The organism is Polaromonas eurypsychrophila, assembly GCF_014641715.1.
Taxonomy (GTDB): Bacteria; Pseudomonadota; Gammaproteobacteria; order Burkholderiales; family Burkholderiaceae_C; genus Polaromonas; species Polaromonas eurypsychrophila.
Genome location: NZ_BMIG01000007.1, coordinates 101,246 through 117,106 on the forward strand (window position 1 = coordinate 101,246; position 15,861 = coordinate 117,106).

The 15,861-nt window shown below is 60.0% G+C and carries 14 protein-coding genes; 7 read left to right on the plus strand and 7 right to left on the minus strand.

Annotated features, from left to right (window positions below; translation table 11 throughout):
• Nucleotides 1-85: 85 nt before the first annotated feature.
• From IEX16_RS11375 to IEX16_RS11385, 3 genes are read right to left on the minus strand one after another with little or no spacing between them, the layout of a single operon-like run.
• Nucleotides 86-2,140, minus strand: coding sequence for a PAS domain-containing hybrid sensor histidine kinase/response regulator (locus IEX16_RS11375; protein ID WP_188708603.1), 2,055 nt, complete (start codon nucleotides 2,138-2,140; stop codon nucleotides 86-88).
• A 13-nt stretch (nucleotides 2,141-2,153) separates the two neighbouring features.
• Nucleotides 2,154-3,722, minus strand: a complete 1,569-nt coding sequence (locus IEX16_RS11380) for a DUF7125 family protein (RefSeq protein ID WP_188708604.1) — start codon at nucleotides 3,720-3,722, stop codon at nucleotides 2,154-2,156.
• Complete coding sequence (locus tag IEX16_RS11385) at nucleotides 3,706-4,155, minus strand: hypothetical protein (RefSeq protein ID WP_188708605.1); 450 nt, start codon at nucleotides 4,153-4,155, stop codon at nucleotides 3,706-3,708. Before IEX16_RS11385 ends, IEX16_RS11380 begins: the two co-directional genes overlap by 17 nt.
• Before the next feature lie 422 nt (nucleotides 4,156-4,577).
• Between IEX16_RS11385 and maiA the strand changes: the two genes are divergently transcribed.
• The 6 genes from maiA to IEX16_RS11415 all read left to right on the plus strand — a co-directional run bounded on the left by maiA (nucleotide 4,578) and on the right by IEX16_RS11415 (nucleotide 10,974).
• The gene (gene maiA / locus IEX16_RS11390; RefSeq protein WP_188708606.1) at nucleotides 4,578-5,216 is read left to right on the plus strand and encodes a maleylacetoacetate isomerase; all 639 of its coding nucleotides are present in this window, start codon (nucleotides 4,578-4,580) and stop codon (nucleotides 5,214-5,216) included.
• 5 nt (nucleotides 5,217-5,221) lie between these two features.
• Entirely contained in the window at nucleotides 5,222-6,025 is an 804-nt protein-coding gene (gene pgeF, locus IEX16_RS11395; RefSeq protein WP_188708607.1) for a peptidoglycan editing factor PgeF, read from the plus strand.
• A gap of 338 nt (nucleotides 6,026-6,363) precedes the next feature.
• The gene (phaC, locus tag IEX16_RS11400; RefSeq protein WP_188708608.1) at nucleotides 6,364-8,106 is read left to right on the plus strand and encodes a class I poly(R)-hydroxyalkanoic acid synthase; all 1,743 of its coding nucleotides are present in this window, start codon (nucleotides 6,364-6,366) and stop codon (nucleotides 8,104-8,106) included.
• 143 nt (nucleotides 8,107-8,249) lie between these two features.
• Nucleotides 8,250-9,428, plus strand: a complete 1,179-nt coding sequence (locus IEX16_RS11405) for an acetyl-CoA C-acetyltransferase (protein ID WP_188708609.1) — start codon at nucleotides 8,250-8,252, stop codon at nucleotides 9,426-9,428.
• A 129-nt stretch (nucleotides 9,429-9,557) separates the two neighbouring features.
• Entirely contained in the window at nucleotides 9,558-10,295 is a 738-nt protein-coding gene (gene phbB / locus IEX16_RS11410; protein ID WP_188708610.1) for an acetoacetyl-CoA reductase, read from the plus strand.
• Between the two features lie 229 nt (nucleotides 10,296-10,524).
• Nucleotides 10,525-10,974, plus strand: coding sequence for a ribonuclease HI family protein (locus IEX16_RS11415; protein ID WP_188708611.1), 450 nt, complete (start codon nucleotides 10,525-10,527; stop codon nucleotides 10,972-10,974).
• On the opposite strand, the gene IEX16_RS11420 is transcribed toward IEX16_RS11415, so the two are convergent.
• From IEX16_RS11420 to IEX16_RS11435, 4 genes are all read right to left on the minus strand, one after another.
• Nucleotides 10,971-11,516, minus strand: coding sequence for a nucleoside deaminase (locus tag IEX16_RS11420; protein ID WP_188708612.1), 546 nt, complete (start codon nucleotides 11,514-11,516; stop codon nucleotides 10,971-10,973). The two genes, IEX16_RS11415 and IEX16_RS11420, sit on opposite strands and share 4 nt — an antisense overlap.
• Before the next feature lie 34 nt (nucleotides 11,517-11,550).
• On the minus strand, nucleotides 11,551-13,245 hold the full coding sequence (locus IEX16_RS11425) for a PhoH family protein (protein WP_188708613.1): 1,695 nt from the start codon (nucleotides 13,243-13,245) through the stop codon (nucleotides 11,551-11,553).
• 166 nt (nucleotides 13,246-13,411) lie between these two features.
• Nucleotides 13,412-13,888, minus strand: a complete 477-nt coding sequence (locus IEX16_RS11430; RefSeq protein WP_188708614.1) for a peroxiredoxin — start codon at nucleotides 13,886-13,888, stop codon at nucleotides 13,412-13,414.
• 130 nt (nucleotides 13,889-14,018) lie between these two features.
• Nucleotides 14,019-14,420 carry an Mth938-like domain-containing protein gene (locus IEX16_RS11435; protein WP_188708615.1) on the minus strand — a complete coding sequence of 134 codons (402 nt, stop codon included), beginning with the start codon at nucleotides 14,418-14,420 and terminating at the stop codon, nucleotides 14,019-14,021.
• Nucleotides 14,421-14,595: 175 nt separating this feature from the next.
• Between IEX16_RS11435 and IEX16_RS11440 the strand changes: the two genes are divergently transcribed.
• Nucleotides 14,596-15,852, plus strand: coding sequence for a pyridoxal phosphate-dependent aminotransferase (locus IEX16_RS11440; protein WP_188708616.1), 1,257 nt, complete (start codon nucleotides 14,596-14,598; stop codon nucleotides 15,850-15,852).
• Nucleotides 15,853-15,861: the final 9 nt, after the last annotated feature.

Genomic DNA, 15,861 nt, shown 5'->3' on the forward strand with positions numbered 1-15,861 from the left:
GTCGCCCAAGCGATTGCTCACACAAAATTTCTCGAAATCAGATCGACCCAACCTTTTTCCCTACATCGGCAAAAAGCCTCGTCTCCTAGGAACTCGGATCGCGTTGGCAGACGGATTCCAGGATTTTTTCAACCTCATCAAAATCGGTTGGTTTGACCAGGTGGTAATCAAAACCCGTTTCTTTTGACCGCTGCCGGTCTGCCTCCAGCCCATACCCCGTCAGGGCGACCAGCACGACGTTTTTCAGTGTGGGTTCCTGGCGGATTCGCTCAGCCACCTGGAACCCGTTGAGCCCTGGCAGGCCAATATCCAGCAGAACCAGGTCCGGGTGCCAGGCAAGAGCCATATCCACTGCGTCCGGGCCATCGTGAGCCATCCGGACTTCATGCCCTGACATTTGCAGCAGCATCGCCACGGTTTGTGCCGCGTCCACGTTGTCATCGACGACCAGCACCCGACAGCATTTTCCGCGCGGCCGAGCCGGTTCAACAGGCGTCGACGGCGACGGCGGTATTGAGGTGAGCATCACCGGCAGACGCACTACAAACTCGCTGCCTTGTCCCAGGATGCTGTGCGCCTCTACGGTCCCGCCGTGCAAATCCACCAGCCGTTGCACCAGGCACAGACCAATGCCCAAGCCGCCTTCCGAGCGGTCCAGTGACCGTTCGGCCTGCGTGAACAGGTCGAAGATGCGGGGTAGCAATTCGGGGGAGATGCCGACGCCGGTATCGCGCACCCGCAGCACGGCGGTATCGCCTTCGCGCCCGACCGTCAGAGTGATGCGGCCGCCCTCTTCGGTGTACTTGGCGGCGTTGGTGAGCAGATTCACCACCACCTGCTCCAGTCGGGCGGCGTCTGCATGCAACCAGATAGGTTCCGGCGGTAGCGACACCTCAAGTTCATGCCGGCGCTGTACGATCAGCGGCTGCGCTGTCTCAACCGCCCGCTCCACGATGCCGCTCAAAACGATCCGCTCTTGACGAAGTTGTACCTTGCCGGTTGTGATGCGGGAGACTTCCAGCAGGTCATCGATGAGATGCTTCAGTTGCCCCACCTGACGTTCAATGATGGTGCGGGCCTGCAGCTGGAGTGGGTCTTCGTTCTGCTGGAGACGAAGGAGGCGCACGGCGTTTGAGATGGGCGCCAGCGGGTTGCGGAGTTCATGACTGAGCATCGCCAGAAACTCATCCTTGCGGCGGTGCAGGTCGGCCAGCGCTTCCGCTTGCTCTTGTAACTTCCGCTCGGACTGTTTCCGTGCGGTAATGTCATTGAAAATGACAGCTACTTTCCGGCTCTCCGGCCCACCGATCCGGAAGGCGTAGACATCGAACCAACGGCCATTCAACGCTTTCGCTTCGTTGACAAAGCGGATCGGGTTACTTGTCAGAATGACATTGCCGTAAGTTTCAATCCAATGCCTCTCAATATTCGGCGCGATCTCGCGCATACGTTTGCCCATCGCTTCAAATATTCCAGACTGTTTCTCAAAAGAAGGATTCACTTCAAGAAATCGGTAATCGATCGGCTTTTTCTGCTCATCAAAAATCATCTCGATGACGCAAAAACCCTCGTCAATCGAGTTGAATAAATTGCGATAACGTTCTTCGGATTCACGCAAGGCGTTTTCCGCCTGTTTGCGCTCGGCAATTTCCACGCGCAGTTGCGCGTTCAAAGTGTCCGATGCTTCAGTGAGTTCATGCTGGCGCAATGACCCGAGTAATAAGGCCTCGTTCATCGCGACGGTCTGTCCATGAGACTGCGCGGTCTCGGTCACTTGAATGATGATCCCCGCAGCGCGCTCACCCGCCCGCACCGGCCACATCGTGTAAGACCACAGGACAGGATGCGGGTTCGAGCCTCGATGTTCCGTGTGGCTTTCGGATTCTCCCGTCTGGTAAACGCGCTCCAGCAGGCTCAGGCATTCGTCGTTGTCCAGCATCATTTCGGCGAACGGTTTTCCGGCCAGTTGTTCTGCGGATTTATCCATAAGGCGGCAGAAGGCTGGGTTGACATAGCGCACGATGTGGCTGGCTCCCTGCACTGCAACCATCGGCAGGGGCGAATGCTCGGCGACCGCCAGGCAGAGGTCGGACAGGTCAGGCGGCCGCTGCGGGGGGGGTGATGTTGGACTTGTCTGCATAACAAGTGAGAATTTACTTCCTCGCTTTCGGCTCCGGTGCGGGTTCTTCTTCCTGCGTCTGGCGCGGGCCGGTTCGCTGGGGAATGCCGGCGGTCAGCCCAATGTATTCTGTACTCCGCGGGTGGATAACAACCACACCCTTGTTTGTGATGACATATTCGCGGATGTCTTTGCTGTGATTGCCGCCGCGCATTTTGATCACGACCATGACCTTTCTGAGCTGTCCATCAATCTCCACATAGCGCATTCGGAGAATATCGTCGGTGAGGAACGAAATGGTGTAATGACTGAACGACAGCGCAGTAAATGTATCCTCCACTTCGACGGTGCTGAGAATCGTGACCCCGGCCCCCGTCAACGCCCCGATCATCCGGTAAAGCGACTCGCGAAAGTCGGCGCGAAAGCCGGGCGCCAGCGCCATCTCAAAACCGACCAGCGAATCGATCACCAGCCGTTTTGCGCCTATCCTTTCGATGGCATCAAGAATTTCCTGCATGGTTTCATCGACCGAAAGGTCGAGCGGCCTGAGGTAAAGAATCTCCAGTTTTCCCTTTTCCTGCGGCGTTCTTAGATTCAAACCAAAACTGTCGGCGCGATGCGTGTAGCCTGCCGGGCGTTCTTCAAAGATCGCCATGATTCCTGGCTCCCCATGGCGCAGTCCTTCAGCGATAAATTGTGTCGCCAAAGCAGATTTCCCTGTCCCCGAAGGCCCCGCAACGAGGAGACTGTCGCCCTCCAGAATACCCCCGCCCATCATCTTGTCCAGCTCGGGAATGCCCATGGAGAGCCGCCGTTTTCGAACCGGTTTCATCGCTTTTCCGGCCAGTCCCAGAGTCCGTGAGAACGCCTGAACTCCGTCATCGTTGATGCGCACAGTGTGCATTCCCGGCACCGACGCCTGCCCGCGCAGTTTCATGATCTGCAATTTCCGCACCACGGAATTTCTTTCTGCCACCTGAGACAGCCAGAAGAGGCCATCGACAATGGTAAACAGCGGATTGTCGCGAATCTCGTCCTGGGCATATTCGCCGACCAGAAACGTCGTGGCCTCCCAACTGGTCAGAAACTGGGCGAGGCGCTGAATGAACGATTGCATCTCGATTTCGCTGGAGCTCGCCTGCGCCGTGCGCACCACGGTGCGAAAGGAGTCCACCACCACCAAGCCCGGCTTGATCGTCGTCACCTGTTTGATGATTTCATCGAGGACCGCGTCCAGATCTTTCCCCAGCACCACGTCGCTCAGGTTGATGAAGCGGACGGCCTTGCCCAATTTGGATTCGTCGAAGAAAGAAAACTGTTGCTGATAGCGCAGCATTTTGATCGCCGATTCACCCAGGACGGTGAAATAGAGCGCCGGTTTTTTCACCGTCGCATTGGCGAAAACGAGTTGATGCGCCATCGTGGTTTTGCCGCAACCAGGCGTGCCAGCAATGATGTTGAAAGAAAATTCAGGAATGCCGCCGCCCATGATGTCGTCCAGGCCGCGCACGCCGGTCGGCAGTTTGCGTATCGTGACCTTGGCCGGCTGGCTAACGACTTTTTTTGTTGGGCGACTTCCGTTCGCGTCATTTTGTTTTTTCATTTTTAGCGCCTTTACTAAAATCCAGATCGTTGAGATACAGTTTTGGCCAGACACCGCGCACCAACTGCACCGTTAATTTTTCGCCGATGAAGGCCACCAGCAGTCCGAGCAACGCAGCGAGCAGAACTACTCTGCCCTCAAAAAAATAATCCAGGTCAATTTGCGCTTCAAATTTTTCCAGCCCTTCCAAAGTGCCATCTGATTTGACATGCACTGCGCGCAGCCACGGAACCTCCGCACTGGCCAGCGCAAGCGAGCGGGTGAGGAGCGCACGAAAACCGGTGCTGCCCATAAGGTTCGCCAGCTGCGGGCGCAGTTTCTCAAAGACCAGAAACGCCGCCGGAAGTTTTACATCGAAAGATTTATTCCCATTCGTCTCATGAGCAATGAGACGCTCGGCGAAATCCCGCATTTGTGGAGTAGTGCGGTTCATTGGTAATTTGAGATAGCTCGCACCCCTGGCGCGCCTGCAGCGGCGTCGTGCCGCCCCAATTGTTTTAACAACTGCTTACCAGGGGCAGACCTGCCAGCACACCAGGCAAATGCGCTCTCTGGCGTTTGATGGTTGCCATTTCTCATTTTCGTTCAACCTTTCAGGTTGGCAGAGCGCCGATGGCAGTGATGGGTACAGTCGCGTTTGTCATCCGACCGAAGGGATAACCAGTGTATGTGCCGGCTTTGGAAAAGTCGAGGGGCTGTGCGGCGTTTCCCTGACGATCTTGGGACTGTCTGGCTGCGGACGGCGGAAGGGTCGGACGCAAGTAACTGAAGTTGCGTCGGTGATTCCGGCCGCAACTCGCTGTCAGGCGCCCCGTCAGCTCATAAAAATCGCCTTTTCAGTTTATGCTTTCAACCATGAAGCTCTACAACTACTTCCGTTCATCCGCCTCTTTTCGCGTGCGCATTGCGCTGCAGCTGAAGGGCCTTAATTACGACTACGTGCCCGTGCACATTGCCAAAGGCGAGCACAAGAAAGAGGCCTATTCAGCGGTGTCAGCAGACTTGCTGGTGCCTATGCTGGAGACCGTAGGCGAGCGGCTGTCGCAGTCCATGGCAATCATCGAGTACTTGGACGAAACCCATCCGTCGCCGCCGCTGCTGCCCGGCGATGCGCTGGGCCGCGCCAAAGTGCGCGCGCTGGCGCAGTCGGTGGCCTGCGAAATCCATCCGCTGAACAATCTGCGCGTGCTCAAATACCTGGTGCGTGAGCTGAAGGTCGATGAAGACGCCAAAAACACCTGGTACCGCCATTGGGTGCGCGAAGGGCTGGAAGGCTTTGAGCGGCAACTGATGCAGTTGCCGGCGTCGACCTACTGTTACGGCGAGACGCCAACACTGGCCGACTGCTGCCTGGTGCCTCAGATTTTCAACGCCAAACGCTTCAACGTGAACTTTGACGGCTTGAGCCGCGCCATGGCGGCCTACGAGGCCTGCATGGCGCTGGAGGCTTTTCAGAAAGCCCAGCCCTCGGCCTGCCCGGACAACGAGCCCTGATCGTTGTGAATCCTGACTGGCTGACGCCTGACTGGCCAGCGCCGCCCGGCGTGCGCGCGGTGTTGACGACCCGCCACGGCGGCGTTTCGGTTGCGCCCTGGGACAGCCTGAATCTGGGCGATCACGTCGGCGATGTGCCCGCGCAGGTGGCGGCTAACCGGGCGCTGCTGGCGCAAGTGACGGGGGCGAAACCGGTTTTCCTGCAGCAGGTGCACGGCTCAGCCGTCTTGCCGCTGGACGGCCAAACGCCACACGGTCTGCAGGCCGACGCCGCCATCACCTCGCAGCGCGGCGTCGCATGCACCATCATGGTGGCCGATTGCCTGCCGGTTCTGTTCACCCACACTGAGGGCGGGTCGGTGGCTGCAGCCCACGCCGGCTGGCGTGGGCTGGCGGGCAGGCAAGGCGACGGTGTACTGGAGCAGGCTTTTGAACGTTTTAGGGCTCTGGCCCATAAGGGACGAGCGCCAGCAGCTATCAATACCATAGCGTGGCTGGGACCATGTATTGGCCCGACAGCCTTTGAGGTGGGTGCTGAGGTGAGGGCAGCCTTTGTGGACAACGATCCCGGGGCCGCCGCTTGTTTCACCGCTGCAGCCCCCGGCAAGTATCTCGCCGACCTCGCCGGCCTGGCCCGGTTGCGGCTTCAGGCCTTGGGCATCACGCAAATCTTTGGCAATGACGGCAGTGCATCCTGGTGCACGGTGGGCAATGCCTCAAGGTTCTTTTCGCACCGGCGCGATGCCGGCGTCCGAGGCAACGGGCGCAAGACTACCGGCCGTATGGCTGCCTGCATCTGGCTCGAGTGACGGGGGCTGCATGGTGGTCGCTTCGGCGGCTTCGCGTGCCTTGATCGCTTTTCGACGGGACGGCGCGCCCATCAGGTAAACCACCAATGCCACAGGACCCACACCATAGAGTACAAAGGTCACCAGTGCGCCCAGCAGCGTCCCGGACGGATGGGTGGCTTCAGCAACACTCATCATGAGCACGACATACATCCAGGCAATGACGATCAAATACATAAATTTCGTGTGGCCTAATGAGTTGGGAAAGTTTTTACACGATACTAGAGTTGACTTGCCGCGGCTATCCAAGCTCGACACAGACTGCCCCCAAGAGCCCGCAGATATCCCTGGAGACAAGCATGAATTCTGACGCAAACCTGGCGCAATCGGCCCAACAGATGCAAGAGACTTTTGCGCAGGGCCTCAAGCAGGTCATGGGCGCGATGGCCGGCGGCGGCTTTGGCGCGGCGCCTGGTTTTGCGCAGATCGGCATGGCTGATGCGCAGGCAACCCTGCCACCGCTGCAGATCGACCCGCTCAAGTTGCTGGAGATCCAGAAAACTTACCTTGCCGACATCAGCACGCTCTGGAACAGCGGTCTGCAAGCCAGCACATCAAAGTCGACCGACCGGCGCTTTTCGTCAGAAGCCTGGCACCAAAACCCCGTTGCCCAATTTGCCGCCTCGGCCTACCTGCTCAATGCCCGAACGCTGATGGGTTTGGCCGATGCGGTCGAGGGCGACGAAAAAACCAAGGCCCGCGTGCGCTTTGCGGTCGAGCAGGCGATGGCCGCCGCCGCCCCCAGCAACTTCCTGGCGCTCAATGCCGAGGCGCAGAAAAAAGCCATCGACACGCAGGGCGAAAGTATTGCCCAGGGCCTGACCAATTTGCTGCACGACATGAAGCAGGGCCATGTGTCCATGACCGATGAAAGTGTCTTCGAGGTCGGCAAAAACGTCGCGACCACCGAAGGCGCAGTGGTTTTTGAAAACGAATTTTTCCAGCTCATCGAATACAAGCCGCTGACGGCCAAGGTCTATGAGCGGCCTTTCCTGCTGGTCCCGCCCTGCATCAACAAGTTTTACATCCTGGACCTGCAGCCCGAGAACTCATTGATTCGCTATGCCGTGGCGCAGGGCCACCGCACCTTTGTCGTGAGCTGGCGCAACCCTGACGAGTCGATGGCCGAAAAAACCTGGGACGACTACATCGAACACGCTGCCATCAAGGCGATTGAAGTCACGCAGGACATCACCGGCGCCAAAACCATCAACGCGCTGGGTTTCTGCGTGGGTGGCACCATCCTCGGCACCGCGCTGGCGGTGCTGGCCGCGCGGGGTGACAAGCCGGTGGCCAGCGCGACCTTTCTGACCTCGCTGCTGGAGTTCAGCGACACCGGCATCCTCGACATCTTCATCGACGAGCAGTCCGTCAGTTACCGCGAGATGCAGATGGGCAAGGGCGGTCTGCTCAAGGGCCAGGACCTCGCGTCCACCTTCAGCTTCCTGCGGCCCAACGATCTGGTCTGGAACTATGTGGTCGGCAACTACCTCAAGGGTGAGACCCCACCGCCGTTTGACCTGCTCTATTGGAACAGCGACTCGACCAACCTGCCGGGCCCGTTTTATGCCTGGTATTTGCGCAACACCTATTTTGAAAACAACCTTGCCAAGCCCGGCAAGCTCACGGTCTGCGGACAGAAGGTTGATCTCGGCAAGCTCGACATGCCGGCCTACATTTATGGCTCACGCGAAGATCATATCGTGCCGGTCGGTGGGGCCTATGCCTCGACCCAGGTGCTGCCCGGCAAGAAGCGGTTTGTCATGGGCGCGTCGGGCCACATCGCCGGCGTGATCAACCCACCCGCCAAGAAAAAGCGCAGTTACTGGACTAACGACAAATTGCCCCAGGGCAAGTTTCCGGCCGTGCAGGCTGACTGGCTCAAGGGCGCGACAGAACACCCCGGCAGCTGGTGGACCGACTGGTCGGACTGGCTCAAAACCCACGCAGGCAAGCAGATTGCTGCGCCCAAAAGTTATGGCAGCCGGCAACACAAAGTCATCGAGGCCGCACCCGGCCGTTACGTCAAGGCCAAGGCCTGAATGAAAAATCTTGTTATCCCGGGCTTGACCCGGGATCCATGCCCCGGATCCCGCAGCGCCGGCATGGGATGCATAAGTTGAAACCCCGGACCTGATTCGGGGCCGCAACGACAGACAGCTGAATTTTTACAGGAGAGAAACCCATGGAAGACATCGTCATCGTTTCAGCCGCCCGCACCGCTGTAGGCAAGTTCGGCGGCAGCCTCGCCAAAACCCCCGCCACCGAACTTGGCGCGGCGGTCATCAAGGCCGTGGCCGAGCGCGCGGGCCTGTCCCCCGAGCTGATCGGCGAAGTCATTCTGGGTCAGGTGCTGACGGCTGGCGTGGGCCAGAACCCGGCGCGTCAGAGCGTGGTGAAGGCAGGCTTTCCGCATGCCATTCCCGGCCTGACCATCAACGCCGTCTGCGGCTCCGGCCTGAAGGCTGTCATGCTGGCAGCCCAGTCCGTCGCCACCGGCGACAGCGAGATCGTGATTGCCGGCGGGCAGGAGAACATGAGTGCTGCGCCGCACGTGCTCAACGGCTCGCGCGACGGCCAGCGCATGGGCGACTGGAAGATGATTGACTCCATGATTGTTGACGGCCTGTGGGACGTTTACAACCAGTACCACATGGGCATCACTGCCGAAAATGTCGCCAAAAAATATGGCATCAGCCGCGACATGCAGGACGCGCTGGCCCTGGCCAGCCAGACCAAAGCCATGGCGGCGCAGGACGCCGGCAAGTTCAAGGACGAGATCATTCCGTTTTCGATCGCGCAGAAAAAGGGCGATCCTTTGGTGTTTTCTGCCGACGAGTTCATCAACCGCAAGACCAGCGCCGAAGGCCTGGCCGGCTTGCGCCCCGCGTTTGACAAGGCTGGCGGTGTGACGGCCGGCAATGCCTCGGGCATCAACGACGGCGCCGCCGCCGTGATGGTCATGACCGCGAAGAAGGCTGCGGCGCTTGGTCTCAAGCCACTGGCGCGCATCGCCAGCTACGCCACCAGCGGCCTGGATCCAGCTTTCATGGGCATGGGTCCGGTGCCCGCAGCGACCAAAGCCTTGCAGCGCGCTGGCTGGAAAGCGCAGGACCTGGACCTGCTGGAAATCAACGAAGCCTTTGCCGCGCAGGCCTGCGCCGTCAACAAGGAGATGGGCTGGGACACCAGCAAGGTGAACGTCAATGGCGGCGCGATTGCCATCGGCCACCCGATAGGCGCGTCCGGTTGCCGTATCCTGGTCACGCTGATCCACGAAATGGTGCGTCGAGACGCCAAAAAAGGCATCGCCAGCCTGTGTATTGGCGGCGGCATGGGGGTTGCCCTCACACTGGAACGCTGAATTTGAGTTAAAACTAGCTCTAGCCCATGAGCAGAAAGCGCAAGAAGCTATTTATTTGATAGCACGGTGGTGCGCGGCATGGGATGACTTTTGCACTTCATCGACAAGTAAAACTCAAGGAGCACAGACATGGCAAAACGAATTGCGTACGTGACAGGCGGGATGGGCGGCATCGGAACCGCCATCTGCCAGCGCCTGCACAAGGATGGCTTCATAGTTGTCGCCGGTTGCGGCCCGACGCGTGACTTCACCAAATGGCTGGATGAGCAGAAGGCACTCGGCTACACCTTCTACGCCTCCGTCGGCAATGTCGGTGACTGGGACTCCACCGTTGCCGCCTTCGACAAAGTCAAGGCAGATCACGGCCCGGTCAGCGTGCTGGTCAACAACGCCGGCATCACACGCGACGGCCAGTTTCGCAAGATGAGCAAGACCGACTGGGACGCGGTGATCTCCACCAACCTCGACAGCATGTTCAACGTCACCAAGCAGGTGATCGAAGGCATGATCGAAGGCGGCTACGGGCGCATCGTCAACATCTCGTCGGTCAACGGCCAGAAGGGCCAGTTCGGCCAGGTCAACTACTCGACCGCCAAGGCCGGCCTGCACGGCTTTACCATGGCGCTGGCGCAAGAGGTGGCCGCCAAGGGTGTGACTGTCAACACCGTGAGCCCCGGCTACATCGGCACCGACATGGTCAAGGCCATCCGCCCCGACGTGCTCGAAAAAATCGTCGCCGGCGTTCCGGCCAAACGCCTGGGCACGCCGGAAGAAATCGCCTCCATCATTTCGTGGATTGCCTCGGATGAAGGCGGCTACGCCACAGGCGCGGACTTCTCGCTCAATGGTGGTTTGCACATGGGGTGAGGTCTTGCCTCGCTCAATTTAAAACCCGCTTCGGCGGGTTTTGTTTTCTGCTTTTACAGTGAAATCGGGCTGCGCACTCGCAAGGAGGCCGAGGCGAAATTGCTGGAACGCGAAAACGCCGGCAAGATATTCCTGAGGGAAAAGCTCGCTCAATCAAAGGTGCGTCGTGGGCTGGAGCGCTCTGCACTGCCGCATCTCCCCACTTGAAATTTCATACTGGAAAAGCTTCTTGGTTCTCTCAACGGACTGGATCATTCACTGCGACGGCAGCGCAGTGCCCAATCCCGGCCGCATGGGCCTGGGTGCGGTGCTGCTTGCGCCAGACGGCACGCGGCATGTGCTCTCGGTGGCGGCCGATGTGCGAGGCTGCAACAACGAGGCAGAGGCGCGGGCGCTGATGCTGGCGCTCCACGATGCGCAGGCGCATGGGGCGACAGCGCTGCATATCTACTCGGACAGCAGCTTGCTGGTGGCGCAACTGGGTTCGCCGGGTACGCCGCCGGTGTTGCGGCTGGCTGCGCTGTATGCGGAGGTGGCCGCCTTGCTGGCGAACTTTGTGCACACTTCGCTGCACTGGATACCTCGGCACCGCAATGGTGAAGCTGATGCGTTGGCGCGTGCGGCGCTGGGACTGGTGCCCAAGGGACCGGCGAAGCTAATGAAGAAGAAGCGGCGTTAGCTGCCGGGCTTTTCGTCGCTGTTGTTCCAGAAGCCCTGATGCGGCCCGGCCGCTTCCTCTTCCAGCAGCGGGCCCAGCACTTCGACCGGCCGCTGCCCGGTTGCGAAGACCCGCCTGCAGGGCAGGGACAGGGTCGGGTTTTCAGGATGAGCGCCGGTCAGTTCAAGCAGCTTGTCTTCGGACAGGCCATAAACAACGCGGCCGATGTTGCACCAGTAGATGGCGCTGGCACACATGCAGCAGGGTTCTGCACTGGTGTACAGCGTGCATTTGGCCAGTCGCTCCGGCCACAAGGCGCGGGCGGCCAGTGCGGCAGCGGCCAGTTCGGCGTGCTGGGTCGGATCGCCTTGCGGCGGCATCGAGTTGTTGCCGGCCGAGGCGATGACCGTTCCGTTTTCATCAGCCACCAGCGCGGCAAAGGGATGGCGCCCCTTGGCGCGCGACGCGGCCGATAGCGCGATAGCCTGGCGAAGCAAGCCGAGATCGAGCGCGGAGGCCAGGACCTCCACACCGGTGCTGCGATGTTTGCCGGTTTCGTTCATGGCTCAGCGCTTGCGACCCAGCGGCAGCTTGCTGTCAGAGCACCTCACTGGCGAAGTCGGCCAGCCGCGAACGCTCGCCGCGCGCCAGCGTGATGTGCCCGCCGTGCGGCCAGCCCTTGAATCGGTCGACGGCGTAGGTCATGCCGGACGAACCTTCGGTCAGGTAGGGCGTGTCGATCTGTGCGAGGTTGCCCATGCAGATGATCTTGGTGCCGGGGCCGGCGCGGGTGATCAGGGTCTTCATCTGTTTGGGCGTCAAATTTTGCGCCTCGTCGATGATCACGTACTTGTTCAGGAAGGTGCGGCCGCGCATGAAGTTCATGCTCTTGACCTTGATGCGTGAGCGGATCAACTCGTTGGTGGCGGCGCGGCCCCATTCGCCGGAGCCGCTGTCGTTCTTGCCCAGCACTTCAAGGTTGTCGTCGAGCGCACCCATCCAGGGGCCCATTTTTTCTTCCTCGGTGCCGGGCAGGAAGCCGATGTCTTCACCGACGCTGACGGTGGCACGGGTCATGATGATCTCGGTGTAGCGACGGTCGTCCAGCACCTGGGTCAGGCCGCTGGCCAGGGCCATCAGTGTCTTGCCGGTGCCGGCTGTGCCGGCCAGCGTCACGAAATCGACCTCCGGGTCCATCAGCAAATTCATTGCAAAGTTCTGCTCGCGGTTGCGGGTGGTGATGCCCCAGACCGCGTTCTTGAGGTGGGTGTAGTCCTTCAGTGTCTTGAGCACCGCCGTCTTGGCGCGGATTTCGGTCACACGCGCATACAACGGCGGCTCACCGGGCGCCTCAAAAAATACGAACTGATTGATCAGCAGGCCGCCCACGATGGGGCCGGTGATGCGGTAGAAGGTGTGGCTGCCTTGCTGCCAGCTTTCGATGGTTTTGCTCTGGCGCGTCCAGAAGTCGGTCGGCAGAGCCAGCGAACCGGCGTAAAGCAGGTCGCCGTCTTCCAGCGTCTTGTCGTTCTGGTAGTCGTCAGTGGCCAGGCCCAGGGCGCGCGCCTTGACGCGCATGTTGATGTCCTTGGACACCAGAACCACTTCGCGGGGCGCGTACTCCTTGCGCAAGGCTTCCACCACGCCGAGGATCTGGTTGTCAGCCTTGCCCTGCGGCAGGCTGATTGGCAGCGAGTAATCGAGCACTTTGGTCTGGAAGAACAGGCAGCCGCCGGCCTCCTTGTGCCCGGTGGTGTCGAGCTTGAGGCCCCTGGCGATGTCGGCGCCGCTGGTGCCGGCCAGCGCGTCCAGCGTGCGGCTGGTCTGGCGTGCGTTGCGCGCGACTTCGGTCATGCCTTTTTTGTGGCCGTCCAGCTCCTCGAGCACGATCATCGGCAGGAAGATGTCGTGTTCCTCAAAGCGGAACAGGCACATCGGGTCGTGCATCAACACATTGGTATCGAGTACAAAGAGCTTGGTCGGGCCGGTGTATTTGGGCTTTTTGGCTTTGGCCGCCGGCTCGGGACGGCTGGGCGCCGGGGTGTCGTGCTTCTGGTAAGTGGCCGCGCCGGGTTTGCCCGCGTGTGAAGACGCCTTGTTCAGGTAAGCGGTGGGATGCTCGGCCTTGCCGCCACCGGAGCGGCTGTCGAACAGCTCAAGCGCGACGGGTTGCTGGTCGGGCTCGGAGTGCTCCGTCTTTCGCGCGGCCTTGGAGTGCGAACGGGCCGGCGCATCGAGGGCGTCGGCTGAGAGCAAAGCGGCACGTTTGGTCGGGGCGGGTGGCAAGGGCATAGTGCGTGGAGCTCACTTGGTAGAGGTTCAAAAAGCGAAAAAGCCGCCTGGAGGCCAGGGCGGCTTTTTCGGTGGGCGCAGTCGCTAAGGTCAACAGCATAAAGTCACTATACACGACTCCTGTGTCATCAAAGCGGCGGTGAAAAGGGCTTTTTTTCAGCCTTTTTCAAACGGCTTTTTTCAGGGCCTTGACGGCTTTCAGCACGTCGTCCACATGGCCCGGAACCTTCAGGCCGCGCCACTCTTCCTTGAGTGTGCCATCGGCGCCTACCAGAAAGGTGCTGCGTTCGATGCCCTTGACCTTTTTGCCGTACATGATTTTGTTCTTCACAACGCCAAACATATGGCACATTTTTTCTTCGGTGTCGGCAATCAGCTCGAAGGGCAGCTCGAGCTTGGCCTTGAACTCGTCGTGCGACTTCATGTTGTCGCGCGAAACGCCGAACACGGTGGCGCCGGCTTTCACGAAATCCTTGTAGCGGTCACGGAACTGCATGGCTTCGGTGGTGCAGCCTGGGGTGTTGTCCTTGGGGTAGAAATACAGGACAACCACGTGGCCCAGATGGGTTTGGTTGGAAACCTTGACGCCGCTGGTGGCGTTGGCTTCAAATTCGGGGAGTGGTTTATTGACGACGACTGCCATACTGCTTGGACCCTGACGAAAGTAGTTGTAATTAGCCGTTGGCTCTGGTGCTTGTCCCGGGCCTGACTGGGGGAGTCAGCCGGACTTTTCACCAGACGCAACCCTAGATTTTACTCTGAAAGCTCCTGCGTCACTTCGTGGCGCCCTCTGGTGCCTCCATCAGCAGCGCGGCAAGTACCTTGCGGCCTTCCCCCGCCAGAATGTTGTAGGTGCGGCAGGCGGCAATGGTGTCCATGGTTTCGACACCAATGCGGGCCGCCATCAGGCTGCGCAAAAATGCCGGCGGCGGGAAGCGCAGCCGTGTACCGCTGCCGAAAATCACCAATTCAGGCCGGTTCTCCACCAGGCGGGAAAAGTGTGCTTCGGTCAGGTCTTCAAAGCGGCTGCAGGCCCAGTCAAAATTTTCTCCGCGCGAGCCGATCACGACGCTGTGCTCGATTTTTTCAGCCACGCCTTGGTTGACCACGCCGATCCAGCCGGGGCCGTAACCAAGAATGGATTGAGCGTCAAGGTGATCGGGTTGCAGCTTCATGCGGTGTTTGGGAGGAGGAAGGGGCGGCGGTGGACCGGGAAAACCGGGGGTTTATGTGGTCAAATTATAGATTCCGCTCTGTGTTCTGGCTGTCGCGCCGCGCGTTAAGCCGGTTGCTGCCGGGCTTGTCAGCCCCCACTTGCGGTGCGGCCCTCGCTTATTTCCTGAGAGATGCATGAAACCGATCAATAAATCCGCCAAATTAGCCAATGTTCTGTATGACATCCGCGGCCCGATCATGGACGCCGCCAAGCAGATGGAAGAAGAGGGGCAAAAGCTGATCAAGCTCAATCTCGGCAACCTCGCGGCCTTCGGATTCGATGCGCCCGAAGAAGTCCAGCAGGACATGATCCGCAACCTGCCGGCCTCGGCCGGATATTCGGACAGCAAGGGCATTTTTGCGGCGCGCAAGGCGGTGATGCATGAAACGCAGAAGCAGGGCATCAAGGGCGTGGTGCTGGATGACATCTACCTCGGCAATGGCGCCAGCGAGCTGATCGCCATGGCTACCAACGCCTTGCTTGACGATGGCGACGAGTTGCTGCTGCCAGCGCCCGATTACCCGCTGTGGACTGCGTCCACCAGCCTGTCGGGCGGTACACCGGTGCATTACCTGTGCGACGAAGCCAACGGCTGGATGCCGAACCTGGCCGATATCCGCGCCAAGATCACGCCCAAAACCAAGGGCATCGTGGTGATCAACCCGAACAACCCGACCGGCGCGCTGTATTCCGACGAGCTGCTCAAGGGCATTGTGGCCATCGCGCGCGAACACGGCCTGGTGCTGCTCGCTGACGAGGTTTACGACAAGGTGCTGTACGACGGTGTCAAACACACGGCGCTTGCCAGCTTGTCCACCGACGTGCTGACACTGACATTCAACTCGCTGTCCAAAAGCTACCGCTCCTGCGGTTATCGCGCGGGCTGGCTGGTGGTGTCCGGGCCCAAGAAGCAGGCGCAGGACTACATCGAGGGCCTGAACATGCTGGCCAACATGAAGTTGTGCTCTAACGTGCCGGGCCAATGGGCGATCCAGACCGCGCTGGGTGGCTACCAGAGCATCAACGACCTGACCGGCGAAGGCGGGCGCCTGCGCCGCCAGCGCGATCTGGCTTATGAACTGATCACCGCGATTCCGGGCGTGAGTTGTGTCAAGCCGAGCGCGGCGCTGTACATGTTTCCGCGACTGGACCCCAAGGTCTATCCGATCACCGACGACAGGCAGTTTTTTCTGGAGCTGCTCAAGGAAACCAAGGTAATGCTGGTGCAGGGCACCGGCTTCAACTGGGCCGCGCCCGACCATTTCCGCATCGTGTTCCTGCCGCATGAGGAAGATCTGCGCGAGGCGATCAACCGGATTGCCAAATTCCTCGAAAGCCGCAGAAATGCGGTGCAACCTGCTGCCGCGCAGACCGCAGAACTGATCAAGTGAGCCGAACAA

Bases quoted from the DNA above. Each gene is read 5' to 3' on its own strand.
- IEX16_RS11375 (WP_188708603.1), bottom strand. From the start codon at position 2,140: ATGCAGACAAGTCCAACATCACCCCCCCCGCAGCGGCCGCCTGACCTG.
- IEX16_RS11380 (WP_188708604.1), bottom strand. From the start codon at position 3,722: ATGAAAAAACAAAATGACGCGAACGGAAGTCGCCCAACAAAAAAAGTC.
- IEX16_RS11385 (WP_188708605.1), bottom strand. From the start codon at position 4,155: ATGAACCGCACTACTCCACAAATGCGGGATTTCGCCGAGCGTCTCATT.
- maiA (WP_188708606.1), top strand. From the start codon at position 4,578: ATGAAGCTCTACAACTACTTCCGTTCATCCGCCTCTTTTCGCGTGCGC.
- phaC (WP_188708608.1), top strand. From the start codon at position 6,364: ATGAATTCTGACGCAAACCTGGCGCAATCGGCCCAACAGATGCAAGAG.
- IEX16_RS11405 (WP_188708609.1), top strand. From the start codon at position 8,250: ATGGAAGACATCGTCATCGTTTCAGCCGCCCGCACCGCTGTAGGCAAG.
- phbB (WP_188708610.1), top strand. From the start codon at position 9,558: ATGGCAAAACGAATTGCGTACGTGACAGGCGGGATGGGCGGCATCGGA.
- IEX16_RS11420 (WP_188708612.1), bottom strand. From the start codon at position 11,516: ATGAACGAAACCGGCAAACATCGCAGCACCGGTGTGGAGGTCCTGGCC.
- IEX16_RS11425 (WP_188708613.1), bottom strand. From the start codon at position 13,245: ATGCCCTTGCCACCCGCCCCGACCAAACGTGCCGCTTTGCTCTCAGCC.
- IEX16_RS11430 (WP_188708614.1), bottom strand. From the start codon at position 13,888: ATGGCAGTCGTCGTCAATAAACCACTCCCCGAATTTGAAGCCAACGCC.
- IEX16_RS11435 (WP_188708615.1), bottom strand. From the start codon at position 14,420: ATGAAGCTGCAACCCGATCACCTTGACGCTCAATCCATTCTTGGTTAC.
- IEX16_RS11440 (WP_188708616.1), top strand. From the start codon at position 14,596: ATGAAACCGATCAATAAATCCGCCAAATTAGCCAATGTTCTGTATGAC.